At 74.3% G+C, this 19,379-nt stretch carries 15 protein-coding genes; 4 read left to right on the top strand and 11 right to left on the bottom strand.

Annotation, left to right across the window (positions count from 1 at the left end; translation table 11 throughout):
• Nucleotide 1 precedes the first annotated feature (1 nt).
• The 5 genes from J2N69_RS28600 to J2N69_RS28620 form a co-directional block, all read right to left on the bottom strand.
• Nucleotides 2-415 (bottom strand): GPW/gp25 family protein, encoded by a 414-nt coding sequence (locus J2N69_RS28600; protein ID WP_127913130.1) that lies wholly within the window; start codon nucleotides 413-415, stop codon nucleotides 2-4.
• An 87-nt stretch (nucleotides 416-502) separates the two neighbouring features.
• The gene (locus J2N69_RS28605; RefSeq protein ID WP_230903253.1) at nucleotides 503-2,422 is read right to left on the bottom strand and encodes a VgrG-related protein; all 1,920 of its coding nucleotides are present in this window, start codon (nucleotides 2,420-2,422) and stop codon (nucleotides 503-505) included.
• Between the two features lie 25 nt (nucleotides 2,423-2,447).
• Entirely contained in the window at nucleotides 2,448-3,197 is a 750-nt protein-coding gene (locus J2N69_RS28610; RefSeq protein ID WP_127913129.1) for a CIS tube protein, read from the bottom strand.
• 1 nt (nucleotide 3,198) lies between these two features.
• Nucleotides 3,199-3,636: a phage tail protein gene (locus tag J2N69_RS28615; RefSeq protein ID WP_127913128.1), complete on the bottom strand. Its 438-nt coding sequence runs from the start codon at nucleotides 3,634-3,636 to the stop codon at nucleotides 3,199-3,201.
• 75 nt (nucleotides 3,637-3,711) lie between these two features.
• On the bottom strand, nucleotides 3,712-5,400 hold the full coding sequence (locus tag J2N69_RS28620; RefSeq protein WP_230903254.1) for a hypothetical protein: 1,689 nt from the start codon (nucleotides 5,398-5,400) through the stop codon (nucleotides 3,712-3,714).
• A gap of 130 nt (nucleotides 5,401-5,530) precedes the next feature.
• Between J2N69_RS28620 and J2N69_RS28625 the strand changes: the two genes are divergently transcribed.
• Nucleotides 5,531-6,943 (top strand): hypothetical protein, encoded by a 1,413-nt coding sequence (locus tag J2N69_RS28625; protein ID WP_230903255.1) that lies wholly within the window; start codon nucleotides 5,531-5,533, stop codon nucleotides 6,941-6,943.
• Between the two features lie 151 nt (nucleotides 6,944-7,094).
• Here the strand turns inward: J2N69_RS28625 and J2N69_RS28630 are convergent, their stop codons facing one another.
• The 4 genes from J2N69_RS28630 to J2N69_RS28645 are packed head-to-tail and all read right to left on the bottom strand — an operon-like array spanning nucleotide 7,095 to nucleotide 9,787.
• Complete coding sequence (locus J2N69_RS28630) at nucleotides 7,095-7,253, bottom strand: DUF6760 family protein (protein ID WP_167516034.1); 159 nt, start codon at nucleotides 7,251-7,253, stop codon at nucleotides 7,095-7,097.
• Nucleotides 7,250-7,696 (bottom strand): hypothetical protein, encoded by a 447-nt coding sequence (locus J2N69_RS28635; RefSeq protein WP_230903256.1) that lies wholly within the window; start codon nucleotides 7,694-7,696, stop codon nucleotides 7,250-7,252. The genes J2N69_RS28630 and J2N69_RS28635 overlap by 4 nt, the downstream gene beginning before the upstream one ends.
• Nucleotides 7,696-8,139: a phage tail protein gene (locus J2N69_RS28640; RefSeq protein ID WP_127913234.1), complete on the bottom strand. Its 444-nt coding sequence runs from the start codon at nucleotides 8,137-8,139 to the stop codon at nucleotides 7,696-7,698. The genes J2N69_RS28635 and J2N69_RS28640 overlap by 1 nt, the downstream gene beginning before the upstream one ends.
• A 55-nt stretch (nucleotides 8,140-8,194) precedes the next feature.
• A complete protein-coding gene (locus tag J2N69_RS28645) occupies nucleotides 8,195-9,787 on the bottom strand; it encodes a phage tail sheath family protein (RefSeq protein ID WP_230903257.1) in 1,593 nt (530 codons plus the stop codon).
• 534 nt (nucleotides 9,788-10,321) lie between these two features.
• Here J2N69_RS28645 and J2N69_RS28650 point away from each other — a divergent pair.
• The 3 genes from J2N69_RS28650 (at nucleotide 10,322) to J2N69_RS28660 (ending at nucleotide 16,608) form a co-directional block, all read left to right on the top strand.
• Complete coding sequence (locus J2N69_RS28650) at nucleotides 10,322-13,462, top strand: AfsR/SARP family transcriptional regulator (protein ID WP_230903258.1); 3,141 nt, start codon at nucleotides 10,322-10,324, stop codon at nucleotides 13,460-13,462.
• A gap of 120 nt (nucleotides 13,463-13,582) precedes the next feature.
• Nucleotides 13,583-15,217, top strand: a complete 1,635-nt coding sequence (locus J2N69_RS28655; RefSeq protein ID WP_230903259.1) for a peptidoglycan-binding domain-containing protein — start codon at nucleotides 13,583-13,585, stop codon at nucleotides 15,215-15,217.
• The gene (locus J2N69_RS28660) at nucleotides 15,214-16,608 is read left to right on the top strand and encodes a hydrogenase expression protein (RefSeq protein WP_230903260.1); all 1,395 of its coding nucleotides are present in this window, start codon (nucleotides 15,214-15,216) and stop codon (nucleotides 16,606-16,608) included. The genes J2N69_RS28655 and J2N69_RS28660 overlap by 4 nt, the downstream gene beginning before the upstream one ends.
• 84 nt (nucleotides 16,609-16,692) lie before the next feature.
• Here the strand turns inward: J2N69_RS28660 and J2N69_RS28665 are convergent, their stop codons facing one another.
• Nucleotides 16,693-18,723 carry an AAA family ATPase gene (locus J2N69_RS28665; RefSeq protein WP_230903261.1) on the bottom strand — a complete coding sequence of 677 codons (2,031 nt, stop codon included), beginning with the start codon at nucleotides 18,721-18,723 and terminating at the stop codon, nucleotides 16,693-16,695.
• Nucleotides 18,720-19,376 carry a Pvc16 family protein gene (locus tag J2N69_RS28670; RefSeq protein WP_230903262.1) on the bottom strand — a complete coding sequence of 219 codons (657 nt, stop codon included), beginning with the start codon at nucleotides 19,374-19,376 and terminating at the stop codon, nucleotides 18,720-18,722. Before J2N69_RS28670 ends, J2N69_RS28665 begins: the two co-directional genes overlap by 4 nt.
• Nucleotides 19,377-19,379: the final 3 nt, after the last annotated feature.

The following is a 19,379-nucleotide window of genomic DNA, read 5'->3' on the forward strand; positions in this document are numbered from 1 at the left end:
TTCAGACTCCGCTCTCTGATTCCGTGGACGGGATCACGTAGAAGGGAAAGACGAGGCTGCGCGGGTTGTTGGTGCCGCGCACGGTGTAGCTCACGTCGATGAACAGGACGGACGGGTCGTCGGGCGCCGGGGTGACCTCGACGTCCAGGACCTCGATGCGGGGCTCCCACCGGTCGAGCGAGGACCGCACCTCGTACCGGATGCGGCCCGCCGTCGCCTCGTTGACCGGCGCGAACACCAAGTCGTGGACGGCGCAGCCGAACTCGGGTCGCATCGGCCGCTCGCCGGGCGCCGTGGCGAGCACCAGCCGGATCGACTCCTCGATCTCGCGCTCGCGGCGGGCCAGCGCGATGCCGCCGCCCGCGTCCGTGCGCAGCGGGAACGTCCAGCCCGCGCCGACGAACTGCTCACTCATCCCTGCCACCCTCTCGGAACGGAGCGGAACGGAACGCACGCACGTCTGCCGCCCCCCTTTGAACGCCATGCATCTCTGCCGCGCCCCCTAGAACGGAATGCCGTTGCGCAGGACGGCCGGTGCGCTCAGCGCGACCGTGGCCGGCGAGCTGATGGCCGCCGCGGCGCCCGCGTTGACGGCCACCGCGCCGACCGCGCTGACGGTGACCGCGCCGACCGAGTTCACCGCGATCGCGCCCGCCGACTTGAGGCTGACGGCGCCGGTCGCGTTGATGTCCGCCGCGCCGCCCGCGACGACGCCGAACTTGGCGCCCGCCTTGATGTCCACGGCCCCGCCCGCGCTCATCGTCAGCGAGCCGCCCGCGGTCAGCGACAGGTTGCCGCCCGCCCGGATGCTGACGTTGCGGGTGCCCGAGATGGACACCGAACCGTCGCTGCGGATCGTCACGCTGGTGCGCGTCTCGTCCATGTGGACGGTGAGCCGGCCGTTGCCCGTCTGGAGCCGGATGCCGCTCTTCATGCGGGACTTGGCGTCGACCAGCTCCACCGTGTGACCGCTGCGCGAGGCCATGGAGCGCCAGTTGACCCGGCCGCTGGTCGGATCGATCGGCTGCAACCCGTCCGTGTTGGGCGTCGGCTTGTCGACGCCGTTGTACAACCCGGCCAGGACATACGGGTGTTCAAGCGAGCCCCGGTCGAAGGCGACGAGCACCTCGTCGCCGACCTCGGGCATCATCAGCCCGCCGCCCCGCACGCCACCCAGCTGTGCGATGCGGCACCAGTCGCTCTCGTACGTCTGGGAGAGCCACGGGAAGCGCAGCTTGACGCGGTTCAGCTTGAGCGGGTCCTTGGCGTTGCTGACCAGGGCCATGGCGACGCCCGGCATCGGCGGGGCGGCGTCGGCGCCACCGGAGGCGAGACCGTACAGCGAGCGGAACTGCCGCCCCGTCACCGTCAGCCAGGTCATGAACTGCCGTCCGGACTCGAAGACATGGCGCACGCCGGTCGCCGTGTACTTCCCCTCGAAGGGGAAACCGGCGCCCTTCAGGGCCACGGGCTGTCCCGGCTTCAGGTCCGGGTTGCCGGTGACCGCGACCTCCAGCTCCGCGAAGGAACCGGCCACGTCGTCCGCCAACGCCTGCGCCGCGTGCCGGACTTGGGCCTGCGTGGTGTACGGCGTATGCGTACTGGTCAGCTCGGCTCTGCCGAAGGGCCGCGAGAGCTGGGCGGGCGTGATGTCGGCGACGATGTCCTTGCTGCTGACCGCTGGCGCCCGCGCGGACAGCGGCCGCTTGGCCCGCATGTCCCAGCCGCGCGCCTCCGCCGTGGAGACCTGCCCGGCGGCGGTCACCGCGACGCGGCTGTGCAGCGCGTTGTGCTTGAACTCGAGGACGTACGGGCTCTGCGCTGCGGGCGTCGTGTCGGCGGGGGCGCCCGCGGCGGGGGCGAGCCCCGCGAAGCACAGCTTGCCGTTCTCGTCGAACGACAGGTGCGTGTCGTTCTCCTGGGCGAGGCGCGAGAGGAAGTCCCAGTCGGTGATGTTGGGCTGGGTGGCCAGTTCGTAGACGGTCGGCGTCGCGTCGATCCTGCCGAGCTTCAGGCTGTTCAGGGCGGCGACGCGGCGCACGATGTCGGCGGCCGTCATGTTCGGGAAGCCCTGCACGCGGCGGTTGCGCAGCAGCCGGTGGCCGGGGTCGTAGCCGCGTACGACGAGGGACTTGCCGCCCCCGTCGACGTCCACCTCCAGCGCGGTCACCTCACCGGTCAGCATCGGCTTGCCGCGCACGCCGTCGGTGAACGGGCACAGGACGGCCTTGGCGCCCACCTTGATCTGCGGGAACTTCTCCAGGATGTCGCCGCCCGCGTCGGCGAACGTGAGCTGGAAGGCGGACGGCACGTTCACACTGGAGTCCACCCAGCCCTCGACGAGCATCGCCGCCAGCTTGTCGGGCAGCACGGAGCCGCCGATCTCGGCGTGCAGGACGCTCGTGTACGTCTTCTCGCTCATGCGGACTCCCTGTGCGTCTTCTCGCTCACGCGGACTCCCGGTGCGCGGGCGCGGGGCGGGCTTCTTCGGCGGCGGGCAGCAGCAGTTCGGTACCGGGCCTCAACCGCATCGGGTCGTCGATGTCGTTCGCCTCGGCGATCAGCCGCCAGCGGGTGGCGTCGCCGTACTCCCGCCAGGCCAGCGAGGCCAGCGAGTCACCGGCCACCGTGCGGTGTACGCGGCGGGCGGAGAGCGCCCCGGAGGTCGGGTTCTGCCCCTTGGTGGGCATCGCCACCTCGGTCAGCGACAGTGAGCACGTCGCGCGGATCGGCTCGCCGGTCGGGTTGAACAGGGTGTACGTCGCGCTGACACTCGTCACGTACGCCACGAACTGCACGGTGTTGAACGACCCCCAGGAGAACCGCACCCACGGCGGCGACGGCCGCTTGGACGTCACGCTCTGCGGTGTCACCTCGCAGCAGGAGAGCAGCGACTCCACCTGCTTCTGCACCTTGCCGGAGTTCGGCGCGCCCGAGGAGTCGAGGAAGACCTCCAGCTGGAGCGTGGCGGGCACGGACCCGGTGAACTTCGGTGGCGCACCCCGCATGTAGGCCACCGCGGGCTGCGTGCGCCACTCCGCCGAGCGGCCCATCTGGAGCTGCGTCGGGTTGAACTGGAACTCGACCTCGCCGATCTTCCCGCCCAGCGAGCCGCCCAGGTCGGTGGGCGGCTGGTGGATGGCGAGCGCGGCCCGTACGAGGCTCGCGCCCGCCTTGCCGCCGGTCGGCGCGGCCATCTCAGGCACCCCCCGCGTCGGTGAACCCGTGGTGCGCGATCTCCAGTGTTTCCGTCGCCACGCTCGGGCTGTCCGGACTCAGGCTCGGCCCCTGCCAGCGCACCGGCAGCACCTCCACGAGCCCCCACTGGGCGACGATGGAGCCGTCTGCGCGCAGGGCGGCGATCTGGGCCGTGGGCCGGGAGATCCCCGTCGCGATGGACGAGATCCACGAGGCCACGCGGGAGGTGTCGGCGGTCAGCGGCCGGGTGAGACGGATGGTGGAGAACGTCACGCGGGTCGGCAGCTGCCACACGAACCCGTTGTTGCCGCCTTCCTGGCGCTGCTCCACCTCCACCTCGGAGGACAGCCCGTCGCAGCCGTTGAACAGGCCGAGGTCCTGGCCGTCGATGGTCAGCTTGAAGAAGACGGTGGAACCGGGGTCCAGGGTCGAGGGCATCGGGGGTTCTTTCCTAGTGGCGGCGAGGCGGGCGTGAGCGGGCGGGTGGGTGAACGGGTGTGCGGGGCGGGGTGGTCAGCGGCCGTGGTCGCGCAGCCTGCCGATCCGCTCGCGGTCACCGCGCAGCTCCGCGCGCAGCAGCCGGGAAAGGGGGGCCAGCAGGCGCCGGGCGAGGTCGTCGAGGTCGGCGGGGCTGGACGCGGGGGTGGCGGGGGGTGCGCCACCGCCGTCGCGGGTCTCGCCGGGGGCGGGGGGAGCGGGGGCGTCGGCTTTGCGCGTGGCGGGGGCCGGTCGGGGCGGTGCGGCAGCGGGTGCGGGTGCGGGGGCGGGCGTGGGTGTGGGAGCAGGGGTGGGCGACGCGGCTTGCGCCGAGCGCCGCTGGACGGCCGGCCGGGGTGTGGGCCGGGCAGAGGTGCGTACGGGCGGCGCGGCCGGTACGGAGGTGAAGGCCGGGGCGGCGGCGGGCGCGGTGCGGGGAGCGGGCGCGGGGGAGGGCGTCCGGTGCGGTGCGCGGGGGTTCGGCTTGCCCAGGGGGACGACGACGGGGGCGGCGGCGGTCCCCGGCGCGGCCGCCTTGGACGTGCTCCCGGAACGCTGGAGCGGCACCGCGCTCGGCACGGTCCGCCCCTCAACGGCTCGCGGCGGAGGAGCGGCGTGGCCCGCGGCCGGGGGCTGGACCGTCAGACTCCGGGACGGCGCCAGGGGGCGGCCGGCCCCGTGACGGTGCCCTCTGGGGGCGACACCGCGGTCGAGCGGCACGATGGGCAGCGGCTTCGACAGGGGCGTGGTGCGTACCGCCTCCGGGGTGGGCGTGGGCGCGGCCGGGGGAGCGGGCGCCGGGGTCGGGGCCGGGTGCCGTGTCGAGGGGGTGGTGGCCGCGGCCTTCTGCACGGGGGTGGCGGCGGAGGAGGGGCTCCGCTGAGCCAGCGGCTCGCCGAGCCCCGTGCGCGGCCGCCCGCCCGAGGTGGCGCCGTCGTCCGGGGAACGCCGGACGCGGCGTACGAGAGGCCGTCGCTGTACGGGCTGGACGGGGGAATCCGCCCGCACAGCGACGGGGTCTGCCGCCGCGCGCACGCTCCCGGGACCGGGACCCGGAACGGCTGCGGCAGGCGTCCCCGGGCCGGCGGGGGGCACCGGTCCGGGGACATCAGTGGTCCGGACGCCGGGGGAGGCGTCCGGAAGGGACGGCGAACCGTCAGGACCCGCACTCGCGCCCCGTGCGGTGCCGACGGGGGACAGGCGCCGCTGCGGGACCGCGCTCGGCACGGCCGACACCAGCGGGGAACGCCCTGTTGGGGTGCGCCGCACCAGGGGTACGGGGGTGGCGCGGTCCGGGGCCGTGGTGGCGCGCTGGACGGTGGGCCTGACCGGGGCGGCGGCGGACGGTGCGCTGGACGGCTGGGGGTGGGCCTGCGGGGGCGTGGGCTGTACGTCGGGGCTCGCGCCGGAGGCGGGAGGCGTGCGGATACCGGTGAGCGGGGCGACGCCGTTCTCGTTCCGGGCGGTGGCTGCGGTGGGTCGTGTGGCAGCGCTTTGGGCGGTCCGGGGCGCTGACGGCACAGGGGTGCCGGTGCCCGGCCTGGGGGTCGCGGCGGGTGCGGTGTTCCGCGGTGCGGCCTGGAGGGGGGCGCCGATGGCAGGGGCGGTACGGCCCTTGGGCCTGCCGGCGATCGAGCCGTCGGTGGACTCGGCGGGCTGTGGTGCCGCCGAGGTGCTGTGGCTGTTGGTATCCGGAGCCGTGCCCTTGGGGCGCCTGGCGGGCATCGGTGTGGCCGTCCCGTAAGCGGGGGCGCCGGGGCTGCTGGTGAGTGGGTCCGTACCGCTCGCGGGCGTGGCGGGGGCGGGGCTCGTTGTGGGTGCGGTGGCCTGCGGTGCGGTCTGGATGGGGGTGGGGGTGACGCTTGGCGTCGGTGTGCTGGGGGTGCCGATGAGGGGGGCTGTGCTGTTCTTGGGCTTGTTGGCGGTTGCGCCCTTGGTGGGTGCGGTGGCTTGCGGTGTGGCTTTCCCTGGGGTGGGGGTGGTGCTCGGCGTGGGCGTGCTGGGGATGGTGCCGCTCGTGGGCGTGCTTGCGGCGGTTTTGGGTGCGGGTGCGTTGGTCTGCGGTGTGGCTTTCCCCGGAGTGGGGGTGCTGCTCGGTGCAGGTGTGCCGGGCCTGCTGGTGAGCGGTCCTGTACCGCTCGCGGGCGTGTTCGCCGCAGCCATGGGTGCGGGTGCGGTGGTCTGCGGTGCGGTCTGCATGGGGGTGGGGGTGACGCTTGGCGTCGGTGTGCTGGGGGTGCCGATGAGGGGAGCTGTGCTGCTCTTGGGCTTGTTGGCGGTTGTGCCCCTGGTGGGTGCGGTGGCCTGCGGTGCGGCCGTTCCCGGAGCGGGGGTGCGGCTCGGCGTGGGCGTGCTGGAGCTGCTGGTGAGCGGGCCGGTACCGCTGGCGGGCGTGCTCGCGGCGGTCCTGGGGGTGCGTGCGGTGGTCTGCGGTGCGGTCTGGATGGGAGTGGGGGTGACGCTTGGCGTCGGTGTGCTGGGGGTGCCGATGAGGGGGGCTGTGCTGCTCTTGGGCTTGTTGGCGGTTGTGCCCCTGGTGGGTGCGGTGGTCTGCGGTGCGGCCTTTCCCGGAGCGGGGGTGCTGCTCGGCCGGCTCGCAGCCGTGGCCTTGGCCGGTGCGGCGGACGCTGGCGCGGCCTTCCCCGTGGCGGGGCCCGTACTCGGCGTCGGTGTGCTGGACCTGCCGGGACTGCTCGGACTGCCGGAAAGCGGAGGCGTACTGCTGCCCGGCCCACTCGCAACCGTGCCCTCGACCTGCGACTTGGCGGCTCGTTGTACCGGCTTGGCGGGAGCGGGAGTCGACGCCGACGGCACAGCAGAGGGCGCCGCCGGAGACGTAACTACATGTTCGCCCGAGCGCGCCGGGCCCGCGCCCCGCGAGGCCGCCGAACCGTCGGCCGTCGCCGACCGCTGGGCACCGCCCCTCGAAGCCGCGCGCCGCACGGAACCCGGAGCCGCACCCCCACCTTCGGCCCCGTCCTCACCCAGCGGCTCCGGCAGCCCGCGGACGGGCAGCCGCAGCGACGGCAGGTCGAGGCCGCCGGGGCGTCCGGCGACGGGCCTGAGGACGTCGCGCAGCAGGCCGCCGGGGGCCGAGGCGCGTACCGGGTGCCCCAACTCCCCGCCGAAGGACGGGTTCTGGTGGGTGGCGAGCGTCGCGCCGAAGCCCTGCTCGGCGACCGTGCGCGGCGTCGCGAGGACACGCTGGACCGGCGGCACGGCGGTCCAGCCGCCGTCCCGCCGCACCTCGGCATCCACACCGCCGTGAGCACCGGAACCGGCACCGGTACCGGCGTCAGCCCGCGCCGGGTCCTCCGCCCCACGGCTCCGCGACCCGCGTCGCCACCCGAACAAGCCCATCACTTACCTCGACTCACCAACTTGCCTGACTCACCGACCGGCCGAACCGACCGGCCGCCTCACCGGCCCGCTTCCGCCCGTTCCACCAACGTGGCCGTCCGCCCCACGTACGCGCGCCGGTCCGCGTGTTCGAGGTCGAGGATGTCGTCCATGCCCCAGTGGAAGTGGTAGGCGAGATACGCGACTTCCTCCTCGATGCGGTCGGCGGCGTACGTCACGATTCCCCCAGGCGGCTCCCGGCCAGCTCCACCTCGAAGGACTCCTCGCAGTGCGGGCACGCCACGGCCGCCCGCGTGTGCCCCTCCGCGTTGATCTGCCGGTAGAAGTCCTGGAGGAAGGCGAGGTCGGAGGCGAACATGTTCTCCACCGTGCCGTCATGGACGGCGCCGAGCGTGCCGAGCCGGGTGATGACCCGGCCGAGCAGCACCACCGACAGATACGCGGGGTTCTCCCGCACCCGCACGTCCCGCAGCGGGACCAGCTCGTCGCGCGCCGTCGCCAGCCGCATCGCGCCGTTGCGGTGCACGGTGCCGGACTCGTCGACGAAGCCGCGCGGCAACTCGAACTCGAACTCCGTGCGCAGGGGTTCACGGACTCCCGCCACGCCACCCGGGGCGGACGCCGCCCCGGATGCCACCCCCGCCGGGCCCTCGCGCCGCATTATTCGATGACCAGCTCTTCGAAGACGATGGTGACCTGCTCGGTCAGCGCGGCGGCGTCGCCGGCCTTGACCCCGTTGGTCTCCACCTTGCTGCACCAGGCGTTGCGCAGGTTGTACCGCTTCACCGGCGAGTTCTGGTAGTCCATCATCATGATCGTGGCGTTCTTGCGCGCCGAACCCATGTCGCCCGCGATGGACTTGTTGATCCACTCGCTGAAGACGGGGCTCTGCGTCATGCCGCGCGTGACCGTGCACTCGCCGGCCTTCTTCACGCCGGGCATCTTCTTCACGACGGGCTTGCCGTCCGCCGACACCTGCTGGTACTCGATGACGTCCTGCTCCATCGAGAGGCCGCTGACCTCCTGGAGGTACTCGACCATGACGCCGTCGATCTGGAGGCCGAAGTTGTGTGTGGTGAGAGCGTCACCGGGCTGAAGGGACAAGGGATTTCACTCCTGTTGCGAGGTACGTGGGCGGTGCTTGACGGGCGTACGGGCTCTACTCCTCCAGCTCGCCGCCCCCGCCGGAGAACTGCGCGAGCCGGAACACCACGAATTCGGCGGGCTTGACCGGCGCGATGCCGATCTCGCAGACGACCCGGCCGAGGTCGACCGACTCGGCGGGGTTCGTCTCCTCGTCGCACTTCACGTAGAAGGCGTCCTCGGGGCGCTGGCCGAACAGGGCGCCCGAGCGCCACTCGTTGACCAGGAACGCCGAGACGTTGCGGCGGATGCGTGCCCACAGGGCGTGGTCGTTGGGCTCGAAGACCACCCACTGGGTGCCGATGAGGATCGACTCCTCGAGGTAGTTGAAGTAGCGGCGCACGTTCAGGTAGCGCCACGCCGGGTCGGACGCCATCGTGCGCGCGCCCCACACGCGGATGCCGCGGCCGGGGAAGGCGCGGATGCAGTTGACGCCGATCGGGTTGAGCAGGTCCTGCTCGCCCCGGGTGATCTGCAGCTCCAGGTCGACCGCGCCGCGCACGATCTCGTTGGCCGGCGCCTTGTGCACCCCGCGCTCGGAGTCGTTGCGCGCCCACACGCCCGCCATGTGGCCGGACGGCGGCACGAGGACCGCCTGGCCGGTGGCCGGGTCGAAGGACTTGATCCACGGGTAGTAGAGGGCCGCGTACCGCGAGTCGTAGCCCGCGGTCTCCTGGCGCCACTGCCGCACCTGGCGGGCGTTGAGCGACGGCGGCGGGTCGATGATCGCCATGCGGTCGCCCATCAGCTCGCAGTGCGCGATCAGCCCGAGCTGGACGGCCTTGACCTGCTCCTCGTCGATCAGGCCCTGCTGGTAGGCGGCCATCAGGTCCGGTACCGCCACCATGTTGATCTCGTCCAGGGCCTCCAGGCCGCCGAACCCGGTGCGGTCGGCGGAGTCGCCGATGAACTGCGCGGTCTCCACGCGGGGCGCGGCGCCGCTCGGGGCGGCCGTCGCGGGCACGGCGGCGGGGGCGGGCGCGGGCGGCGCGAGTGTGACGGTCTGGACCTCGGGCCTGGCCACCTGGCCGCCCGCCGCCGCCTCTTCCAGGGCGATGACCTTGGAACGCTGCTTGACCTGCGTGACGACGTAGTTGCGCGCGGTCTTCTTCGCGCTCACGTCGAAGCTCTCGACGACCTTGTCGCCGTCCTTGACGACCAGCTTGAAGCGGTCGGCGGCGCTCTCGCCCTCGCCGTCCTGCACCTCGACGGTGAGGGGCCCGCCCGCGGAGCCCGCGGTGATCGCCGAGACCGTGAAGGCGCCGAGCGCCACCGGCTCGCCCGCGGTCAGCTGCCTGGGGGCCTGCGCGGGGGCTGCGCCCTGCGGGGCCGCCCCGGCCGTGTCGGTGCCGCCGACCCGTACGACGTACGCGGCGGCGCCGCCGTTGTTGAAGAACCCGTACACGGAGTGCGCCAGGTAGTACCCGTCCGTGAACTCGCCGAACGCCGCGACGTACTGGGACCAGTTGGTCACCAGCGTCGGTTCGTTGAGCGGACCGCGCGGCGCCAGGCCGACGAAGGCCGCCACGGAAGTGCCGACGCCCTCGATGGGTCGAGAACCGCTGGCTACTTCCTCGATGTAGACACCGGGGGACAGGTACGTGGGCATGTGGGTCCTGGCTCTCTTCCTGGAGGGAGGCGATCGAGGGAGGCGATCGGCGGATCGACGTGGGTCCGTGACCGGGCGATACCGGTGACGATGTCTCACGCGCGGACCGGTGCGTAGAGACAAACGGACGTCAATGAGGGCAGAGGCCGCTGCCCGTTCGGCCGCCCGCGCCGGTTCACCGGCCGGGACGCCCGGGGCCGCGCTCCTCCTGGTCCGGCCGCCGGGTCGGCGGGGGCAGCGCGCGTTGCCCGTCCGGACACCCGCACAGGCACTCGCACCGGCACCCGCGACGGCCGCGCGGGGCCCGCCGTTCCCCGCGGCGCCCGGCTCGGCCGAATGTGCGTGCTCCTTGGCGCATATGCCGCACACCGGGTTTCAGCAGCGTCAATACCTGGTCAACAAGGTGGCGCAAGTGCGCCGCACGCGCCGGGAGGCCGGTGCGACTGCCGTAACGTTTGGTGCTGATGGCCATCCGTGGCCAGTACGAACGGGCACATTTGCGGTGCGTCACGGGGCAAGGGGTGCGGGCTGACCATGTGGGGCGACGCGGAAGGTGATCCGGGCCGGAACGGCGACGCCGCCGGCCGGCCGGCCGACCGGGGCGGCCCCGGCGGGGCACTGCGGTTCCAGGTGCTCGGGCCGGTGCGGGCCTGGCGCGACGGACGGCAGCTGAAGCTCGGCTCGCCGCAGCAGCGCGCCACCCTCGCCGTGCTGCTGCTGCGCGACGGGCGGCCGGTCTCCGCCTCGGAGCTGGTCGACGCGCTGTGGGGCGAGGAGCCGCCGCCGCGTGCGGTGGGCACCCTGCGCACGTACGTCTCCCGGCTGCGCGCCCTGCTCGAACCCGACCGGCGCGCCCGCGAGCCCGCCCGGCTCCTGGTGTCGGCCGGCGACGGCTACGCCCTGCGGGTGCCGCGTACCGCCCTGGACGCGTGCGAGCTGGAGGACCGGGTGGCCGCGGCCCGCCGGGCGAGCGGGGCCGGACGGCACGCCGAAGCCCACGAGGAGCTGACGGCGGCGCTCGCCCTGTCCGACGGCGCGCCCCTGGCCGGCCTGCCCGGCCCCTACGCCGCACGTCAGCGCGACCGGCTCACCGAACTGTCCGTCACCGCCCAGGAGGAACTCTTCGCCTGCGCCCTCGCGCTCGGCCGGCACGACGAGACGACCGGCCCGTTGCGGGTGTTCGCCGCCGAACACCCGCTGCGCGAGCGCGCCCAGGCCCTGCTGATGCTGGCCCTGCACCGCTGCGGCCGCCAGGCGGACGCCGTCGCCGTGTACGAGACGGCGCGCCGCACACTCGCCACCGAACTCGGCGTCGACCCGGGCCCCGAACTCACCGGGCTGTACGAGAACCTGCGGGGCGGCGGCGAACCGCTCCCGACGGCGGCCGGCGCCCCCCGCCCACCGTTCCACACCCCACCGCCGCGCCCCAGGGACACCCCTCGACGCCCCGCCCCCGCGCCACTCCCCGCCCCACCGGCCTCCGCCGTCCACGCCCCCGCCCAACTCCCGTCCCCTGTGCCCGACTTCGCGGGCCGCGAGGCCGAAGTGGACCTGCTGACAGAGACGTTGCGCGGGGCCGTCACCGGAAGCGCGATGGCCGTCGCCACGCTCACCGGGCTCGGCGGCGTCGGCAAGACCGCGCTCGCGGTGCACGTCGCCCACGCCTTACGCGACGACTTCCCCGACGGCCAGCTGTACGTGGACCTGCGCGGCGCCGACCCCGCGCCGGGCGTGGACAGCGGCAGCGCGCTCACCGGCTTCCTGCGCGCCCTCGGCGTGGCCGAGAGCGCCGTACCCGACGGCCTCGACCAGCAGACCGCGCTGTACCGCTCGCTGCTGGCCGGGCGCCGCGTGCTCGTCCTCCTCGACAACGTCCGCGACACCGCGCAGGTAAGGCCCCTGCTGCCCGGCACCCCCGGCTGCGCCGTCCTGGTCACCAGCCGCTCGCGGACCATCACCCTGCCCGGCGCCCGCCTCGTCGACGTCGAGACGATGGACGAGCGGGAGGCGCTCGGCCTGCTCGCCGCCATGATCGGCGGCGACCGCGTGGCCGCCGAACCGGCCGCCGCCCGCGAACTGGTCGCCACCTGCGGCGGACTCCCGCTCGCCGTCCGCATCGCCGCCGCCCGCCTGGCCGCCCGGCCCGGCCGCGCCGTCGCCGACCTCGCCGCCCGGCTGCGCGATGAGCACCGCCGGCTGGACGAGCTGCGGGTCGACGACCTCGGCGTCGAGGCCACCTTCCGGCTCGGCTACGAAGCACTCGACGCGGACCTCGCCCGCGCCTTCCGCATGGTGTCGCTCTGCTACATGCCCTCCTTCTGCCGGGGCGCCGCGGGCGCCCTGCTCGACCTGCCCGACGAGGAGGCCGAGGCGGCGGTGGAACACCTCGTCGACGCCGGCCTCATGGAGCTGCACGGCGAGGACCGCTACCGCTTCCACGACCTCGTACGGCTCTTCGCGCGCCGCCGGTGCGAACACCGGGAGAGCCCCCGCGAGCGCGCCGACGCCCGCCTCCGCTTCCTCGACTACGTCCTCGCCACCGTCGTCACCGCCGTCCGCCACCTGAAGCCGCACAGCGTGCTGCCCGCCCTGCTGCACCGGCCCGCATCCCCGGGCAAGGACCTGCCGGACGAGGCCGCCGCCCGCGACTGGCTCGTCGTCGCCCACACCCGCCTGTACGCCGCCGCCGAGAACGCCCTGCGGCACATCCCGGACACGGCGGACGACGACGGCGGCGCACCCAGCGGCCTGCGCCCCACCGTCGACCTGCTCACCGCCTGGTCCCACCTGCTGGTCGGCACCGCCCGCCACCGCGACCTGGAGCCGCTCGCCGAACTCGCCCTGGAGACCGCGCGCCGCCACGGCGACGACCTCGCCGCGGCCCGCGCCCTGCGGCTCCTCGGCGCCCCGCACTACGGCACCGAGACCTACGGCCGCGCCGAGCGGGCCCTGCGCGAGAGCCTGCGCCTGGCCGCGGCGGCGGGCGACCCGCTGGTCGGCGCCGAGGGCAGCCACGAACTGGGCATCGTCCTCATGGGCACGGGCCGCCCCGAAGCGGCCCTGGAGCAACTGCGGCTCGCCTACGCCCGGTTCGGGGCGCTCGGCGGACACAGCGACCGCATCCGCGTCCTCTCCCACATGGCACGGGTGCACGTCAGCCTCGGGCGGTGCGCGGAAGCCGACACCGCGCTGACCGAGGCGGTGCGCCAGGCGCGGCAGTCGGGCGGCACCTCCACCCTCGCCCACGTCCTCTACCAGGCGGGCTGCGCCCTGCTGGCCGCGGGCCGCGCCGCCGAGGCCGCCGACCGGCTGCACGAGGCGCGGCGCCTGCACGCCCGCGCGTGCGACCCCCGCTGGGAGGCGCTGTGCTGGGCCCGCCTCGCCGCCTGCGAACTGGAGCTGGGCAGCCCCGGCAAGGCCATGGAGTGTGCGGACGCGGCGCTGGCCGCCGAGGGCGAGCTGGGCGACGCGTTCTGCCACGCCCTGGCGATGGCCGCGCGGGGCCGGGCGCACCTCGCTCTCGGCGACCTCGACCGGGCCAGGGGCGCCCTGCTCATCGCCCACCGCGTCATGGACCGGCGCGGCGCCATGGAGGCCGCCGAGATCGCCGCGCAGCTCGCCCAGTGGAAGGCGCGGACCGGCGCGCCCCGGCCGCTCCTGCCGGCCCACGGCTGAGCCGCCGCCGGACGGCGCCGCGCACGGCTCGCCGGCCCGTACGGGAGGGCAGTACGGGCTGCCCCTGACGTGGCCCTTTCGTACAAGGAGGGATCCCGTGGCGGGCTCTACCGTGCCCGTATGACGTGGTGGAACTCCCTTGACCCGGCCGCGGTGACCGTTGACCCCGGTGGCCGAGCAACCGTACGGCTTCGCGTACGCAATACGGGAGACACGGTCGAGGAGTACCGGCTCGGGGTGGTCGGCGCCCCGGCGGGCTGGTCCCGCGTCGAACCGGAGGTCCTGCGGCTCTACCCGGGCAGCGAGGGCACCGCCGAGATCTCCTTCGCGCCGCCCCGCTCACCGGACGCGGCGGCGGGTCCGACGCCGTTCGGCATCCGCGTGGAGCCCCGGGAGAACCCGCAGGCCCGCGATGTCGTCGAGGGCCAGGTCACCGTCACGCCGTTCTCCGAGATCCGGGCCGAGCTGCTGCCGCCCACCCTCGTCGGACGCTTCCGCGGCCGGGCCTCCGTCGCCGTGGACAACCTCGGCAACACCCCGCTCACCGCGTCCCTGACCGCCCGCGCCGACGCCGACCGGCTGACGTTCGAGATCCTGCCCGCCGCCGTCCAAGTGGCGCCCGGCCGGGCCGCGTTCGTCAAGATGGCGGTCCGTCCGCAGCAGGTGCTGTGGACCGGCGGGGCGCAGGCGCACCCGCTCACCGTCTCCGTACGCCGCTCCGGTGACGACACCGCCCACGAGCTGCCCGGCAGCTTCGACCAGCGCTCGGTCCTGCCCCGGCGGCTCCTCGCCTTCGGCAGCGTCCTCGCCGCCCTCGCCATCGCGTTCGTGGTGCTCTGGTTCTCCTCCGCCCCCAAGCTGACCGGCTCCGCACGCGAGAACCAGGCCGTCCCGGCCCCGGACGCGGTCGTACAGGGCGGCGAGAAGAAGAAACTCGTGGACGCCCCGGGGCCCCCGAAGGACAAGAAGATCAGCGACGACGTGACTGGCGGTGGCGGTGGCGGCGGTGGTGGCGCCGAGCTGCCCGGCGACGGGGACAAGGGCGGCTCCGGCGGCTCCTCCGGCGGCTCCTCCGATGGTGGCGGTGGCGGCGGGGGAAGCGGGAGCGGCGCGGAACGGGCCGACGAGCCGCGAGCCCCCCGCGCGGGCGGCGGCACCAAGGCGGGACCGCCCTGGAAACGCGGCTACAAGGCGGACGTCGTCGTCGAGTACGCCCAGCACCGCCTCGCCGCCCTCGGCTCGAAGAACCCGTGCACGCTGACCGGCCGCGTGACGCCCGGCGTCATCGACGCCAACACCGAGGCCTCGCTGATCTGTTACCAGGAGGCCGTGGTCCGTAGCGGCGAGAACAGCGGCCACAACACCGCCCAGATCTTCGCCACCGACGACAAGGGCACGCTCGGCCGGGCCACCCTGACCTCCCTGTGGGCCCAGGGCATCCGCCCCGACGACGTCCGCTCCGGGGCGGACACCTGGGAGGTCGTGCAGTTGCAGGCGGCCTTCTGGTGGGCCTCCCAGGCCGGCATCAGCGACGACGACCTGAACCGCGACCGGGCCTACGCCGAGCATGGCGTCGCCTACTTCGCGAACGGCCGCTCCGCGCCGACCACGGCCAGGTACAGCGGCAACACCGCCGCCCACATCAAGGAGTACCAGGGGGCGGTAGGCCTCCCCAGGACCGGCGTCGCGGACAGCGCGACCCTTCGGGCGATGGTCGGCGGAAGCGTGAAGAATCCCGGCGTGGTAGGGCGATGAGCGACATGTGGACAGCATTGGAACCGACCGCGACGACGGTGGAGCCCGGCTCCACCGCGAAGATGCGGGTACGGGTGCGCAACACGGGTGACACCGTCGAGGAGTACCGCCTCCAGGTGGTCGGGACCGCGGCCGGCTGGGCCCGCGTACAGCCCGACGTCCTGCGGCTGTACCCGGGGGCGGAGGCCACGGCCGAGGTCGAGATCGCGCCGCCCCGCACGTCGGACGCGGTGGCGGAGCCGACGCCGGTCGGCGTGCGGGTGGTGCCGCGCGAGGCGCCGCACACCGCGGACGTGGTGGAGGGCCAGGTCACCGTCGGCCCCTTCGCCGAACTGCGCACTGAACTCCTGCCGTTGGTCGTACGCGGCCGGTTCAGCGCACGGGCCGCCGTGGCCGTCGACAACCTCGGCAACCAGCAGCTGACCGCCTCCTTCTCCGGCCGGGAGAACGGCGAGGAGCTGGAGGTGGAGTCCGAGCCGGGCTCCGTCCAGGTCGCCCCCGGCCGCGCCGGCTTCGCCGACCTGCGGCTGAAGCCGGGCGCGGTGAGCTGGGTCGGCGGCACCAGCAAGCACCCGTTCACCGTCTCGGTGCTGCGGGCCGGGGTGCCCGAGCCCGTGGAGCTGCGCGGCACGTACGTACAGCCGTCGGTGATCCCGCGCTGGGCGATGGCGGTGCTCTCGGTCCTGGTCGCGCTGGCCGTCGCGGCGGCCGTGATGTGGTTCCAGCACAAGCCGGCCATGACCTCCCAGGCCAGGGAGCTGCCCGGCAAACAGCAGCAGCTCCCGCAGGGCGACAAGATGAAGAAGGCGCCGAGCCCCAAGCCGGAACCCAGCGAGGAGAAGAAGGAGAAGCCCGCGCCCCCGGCCGACGCGGGCAAGGAGGAGCCGCCGAAGTCGGAGCCGGGCGGCGGCGAGGAGAAGGCCGACGAACCCGAGGGCCCCACGACGCACACCATCCGCAGCGCCGAGGGCGGCGGCTGGTACCTGGAGGTCAAGGAAGGCAAGCAGGAGGACGGCACCTACGTGGGCCAGAACCCTTCCCTCACGGACGAGTTCGGCGAGAACCAGAACTGGATTCTGCACCACTACCCGGAGTCGGACACCTACGGCCTGGAGCCCGCCCACGCCCCCGGCACCGTCCTGGAGCAGAAGGCGAACACCAACATCGCCCAGATCCTCCACGCCGAGCCGGGGAACATCAAGTCCGGTCGGCTCGGCGACAACCAGAAGTGGAAGCTGGAGAAGCGCCCGGACGGGCTGACGCGGATCGTCGCCGTCGGCTCGGGCGAGTGCCTCGTCGACATGCAGAACGACCTGAGCGCGGTCACCTGGCAGTGCGACGACAACAACAAGAGCATGGGGTGGACGATCTCCGACTGGCCGGAGCAGTAGCCGGACCGGAGCAGGTCGCGAACGGCAGGGGCCGGGTGGCGCACCGTGGGGTGCGCCACCCGGCCCCTGCCGTCTCTGTGCCGCTCACTGCCAGGGCAGCGACCCGCCCGGCTCCAAGCGGCCCATCTTGCGGTACTCGCGCCGCGCCCCGGCCCGCACGTCCGCGCCCGAGACCGGCCCGCCGCGCCCCGCCGCCAGGTAGGCGGCCGTCACCGCGGCCGACCGGATGCCGCCGCCCGCGAGCTCGAACTCCTTGGCGCAGCGCATGAGTTCGGCCTCCAGGTCGGGCGTGCGGGGGGTGCCGGACAGGCAGCTCCGCCACAGCGTGACGCGCTGGTCGACGTCCGGGAACGGGAAGTCGACCACGAGGTCCAGGCGCCGGGTGAACGCGTCGTCGATGTTGGAGCGCAGATTGGTGGTCAGCACCGCGATGCCGTCGAACGCCTCCAGGCGCTGGAGGAGATAGGCGCTCTCCAAGTTGGCGTACCGGTCGTGGGAGCTCTTGACCTCCGAACGCTTGCCGAAGACGGCGTCGGCCTCGTCGAAGAGCAGCACGGCGTCCGTGCGGTCCGCCTCGGCGAAGATGCGCTCCAGGTTCTTCTCCGTCTCGCCGATGTACTTGTCGACCACCGCCGACAGGTCCACCACGTAGAGGTCGAGACCGAGTTCACCGGCCACCACCTCGGCCGACAGCGTCTTGCCGGTGCCGGAGTCCCCGGCGAACAGCGCGACGACGCCGCGGCCGCGGCCTCCCCCGGTGCGCAACCGCCACTCGCCGAGCACCTTGTCGCGGTGCCGGGCGCGCTGCGCCAGCTCACGCAGCAGGGCGAGCGGCTCGTCCGGCAGTACGAGGTCGGCGAACCCGACCTGGGGCCGGACGCGCCGGGCGTGCTTGTCCAGGAGCGGCGCGGACTGGAGCCGGGCGCTGCTCTGGACGTGCGCGGCGGTCGGCGCGGTGCCGTCGAACGCGGCGAGGTTCGCGGCGGCGCGGGCGGCCCGGCGGATCTGCGCGGCGCCGAGCCGGTAGGGCGCGACGGCTTCGGCCAGGTCGAAGCGGAGGTCCGGTCCGCCCGGGTCCGTGCCCGCGTGCCGGGCCAGCTCCGCGCGCCACACCGCCGCCGCGTCGATCCCGCCGGGCGGCGGCGCGTCCAGCGCGAGCAGCCCCGCGTCCGGCGCCCACCCGGGGTCGTACGGCTCACTTCCGACGAACACCACCGTCACGTCCCCGGTCGCCAGGGACTGCACCAGGGGCGCCGGTTCGTCGGGCAGCGGGCCCACGACGATCGCGGCCCCGCGCAACCGCGCCTCGCGCAGCAGGGCGAGGGCGGTGCGGCCGGTGTCGTCCCCCGGCCCGGTTGTCGGCCGGTGGCGCAGCACGGGCAGCCCGGTGGCCCGCAGCGCGTCGGCCACCGGCTCGGCGGCGGAGCCGTCCCGGTGCTCCCGCAGGTGGACGAGGAGCGCACGGTCGGCGGCGAGGTCCGCGAGGCGCGTGGCGAGCGGATCACCCGGCGCGGAGACATCGCGTGCCGCCGGGGGCAGCAACTCGACGCCCCGGCCCACCAGTTCCGTGTCGAGGAGCGCGTCGTCGCCGAGGAGCCGCGCCACCACCCGTTCGGGCACGCGCAGCGCCCGCCCGGGCAGCGGCCGGTCCTCGTCCTCCAGTGCGAGGAGGCCCCCGGCGCGCAGCGGCGCGAGGGGGTGGAAGCGGGCGCGGGCGGCCGGATCGTGCGGGGCGGTGCCCGCGAGGTCGAGGGCGAGCGCGACCGTGGCCCGGCGCCGCCCCACGTCGTCGTTGAGATACCCGTACAGCGGCTCGAAGCGGCGGTCGACGTCCGGCGCGCAGGCGGCCAGGAGGATGCGCTGATCAAGGGAGGACAGCCCGAACGACCCGGCCAACTCGCCCAGCGCCCCGCCGGGTTCGCCCGAACCCATGAGGTCCGCGGCCGGCTGCGGGGCCGCCGTGGCCAGCCGGTGCGCGTGCTCCTGCGTCACGTACAGGCCACGCAGCGGGTCGGCCGCCGTCGGGTCGGCGGAGCCGCGCCGCTCGACCAGCTCCGCCACGCGCCCGCGCAACGCGTCGAGCAGCGGGAGGAGCGTGCCGGAGGCGGCGCTCACCGGGGGCCCTTCTCTTCGGCCGGCCTGGCCGCGCCACCGGCCCTGGTGCGCAGCATCCGCGGACGCGCGTCGCCCGGCTCGCCGTTGATGCCGCGTACGGACACGACGGCGCCCTCGGTGACCGGCGGCGCCACGTCGTACACCGGGGAGACCGGGAACGGCACCGTGATCACCACGTCCAGGGACGGCTTCAGCTCACCGCCGAGCGCCGACCAGATGTCCGCGATGGACCGGGACTCGGGCGGCGGCACCGCCACGCCGAGCGGCAGCGGCACCCCGAGCGCGGCGAGCGCGTCCGGCAGCCGGTCCGGCGGCAGCAGTTCATGCGCGAGCAGCGTGCCGAGGGCCGCCGAGAGGAGCCGGTGCTCGTCCTCCGGGCGGTTGGTCCAGGCGGTGAGCAGGTACGAGAGGCGGAACCAGCGCGGCGGCTGCCGCCTGCGCAGCACCACGCCGTCCGGCCCGCGCTCCGCGTAGGCGCCGCGCTCGCGCCGGGCCACGTCCTCGCGGATGTCGTACAGGTACGAGTTGAGCGTCGGCGCGTTGCGGCGCGCCGCCCAGTCGCGGTTGGGCGCCTCGAAGACGACCTCGCCCGACCCTTCGGGGAGCGCGGCCCGCAGCAACCGACGCAGCGCTTCGTCCACTTCGTGGATCACGTG

Origin of the sequence: Streptomyces huasconensis, assembly GCF_021028635.1 — a bacterium.
In the GTDB taxonomy this organism is placed as follows: Bacteria; Actinomycetota; Actinomycetes; order Streptomycetales; family Streptomycetaceae; genus Streptomyces; species Streptomyces huasconensis.

Coding starts and splice junctions, on each gene's coding strand:
- J2N69_RS28600 (WP_127913130.1), bottom strand. CDS start 415: ATGAGTGAGCAGTTCGTCGGCGCGGGCTGGACGTTCCCGCTGCGCACG.
- J2N69_RS28605 (WP_230903253.1), bottom strand. CDS start 2,422: ATGAGCGAGAAGACGTACACGAGCGTCCTGCACGCCGAGATCGGCGGC.
- J2N69_RS28610 (WP_127913129.1), bottom strand. CDS start 3,197: ATGGCCGCGCCGACCGGCGGCAAGGCGGGCGCGAGCCTCGTACGGGCC.
- J2N69_RS28615 (WP_127913128.1), bottom strand. CDS start 3,636: ATGCCCTCGACCCTGGACCCCGGTTCCACCGTCTTCTTCAAGCTGACC.
- J2N69_RS28620 (WP_230903254.1), bottom strand. CDS start 5,400: ATGCCCGCCAGGCGCCCCAAGGGCACGGCTCCGGATACCAACAGCCAC.
- J2N69_RS28635 (WP_230903256.1), bottom strand. CDS start 7,696: ATGCGGCGCGAGGGCCCGGCGGGGGTGGCATCCGGGGCGGCGTCCGCC.
- J2N69_RS28645 (WP_230903257.1), bottom strand. CDS start 9,787: ATGCCCACGTACCTGTCCCCCGGTGTCTACATCGAGGAAGTAGCCAGC.
- J2N69_RS28650 (WP_230903258.1), top strand. CDS start 10,322: ATGTGGGGCGACGCGGAAGGTGATCCGGGCCGGAACGGCGACGCCGCC.
- J2N69_RS28655 (WP_230903259.1), top strand. CDS start 13,583: ATGACGTGGTGGAACTCCCTTGACCCGGCCGCGGTGACCGTTGACCCC.
- J2N69_RS28660 (WP_230903260.1), top strand. CDS start 15,214: ATGAGCGACATGTGGACAGCATTGGAACCGACCGCGACGACGGTGGAG.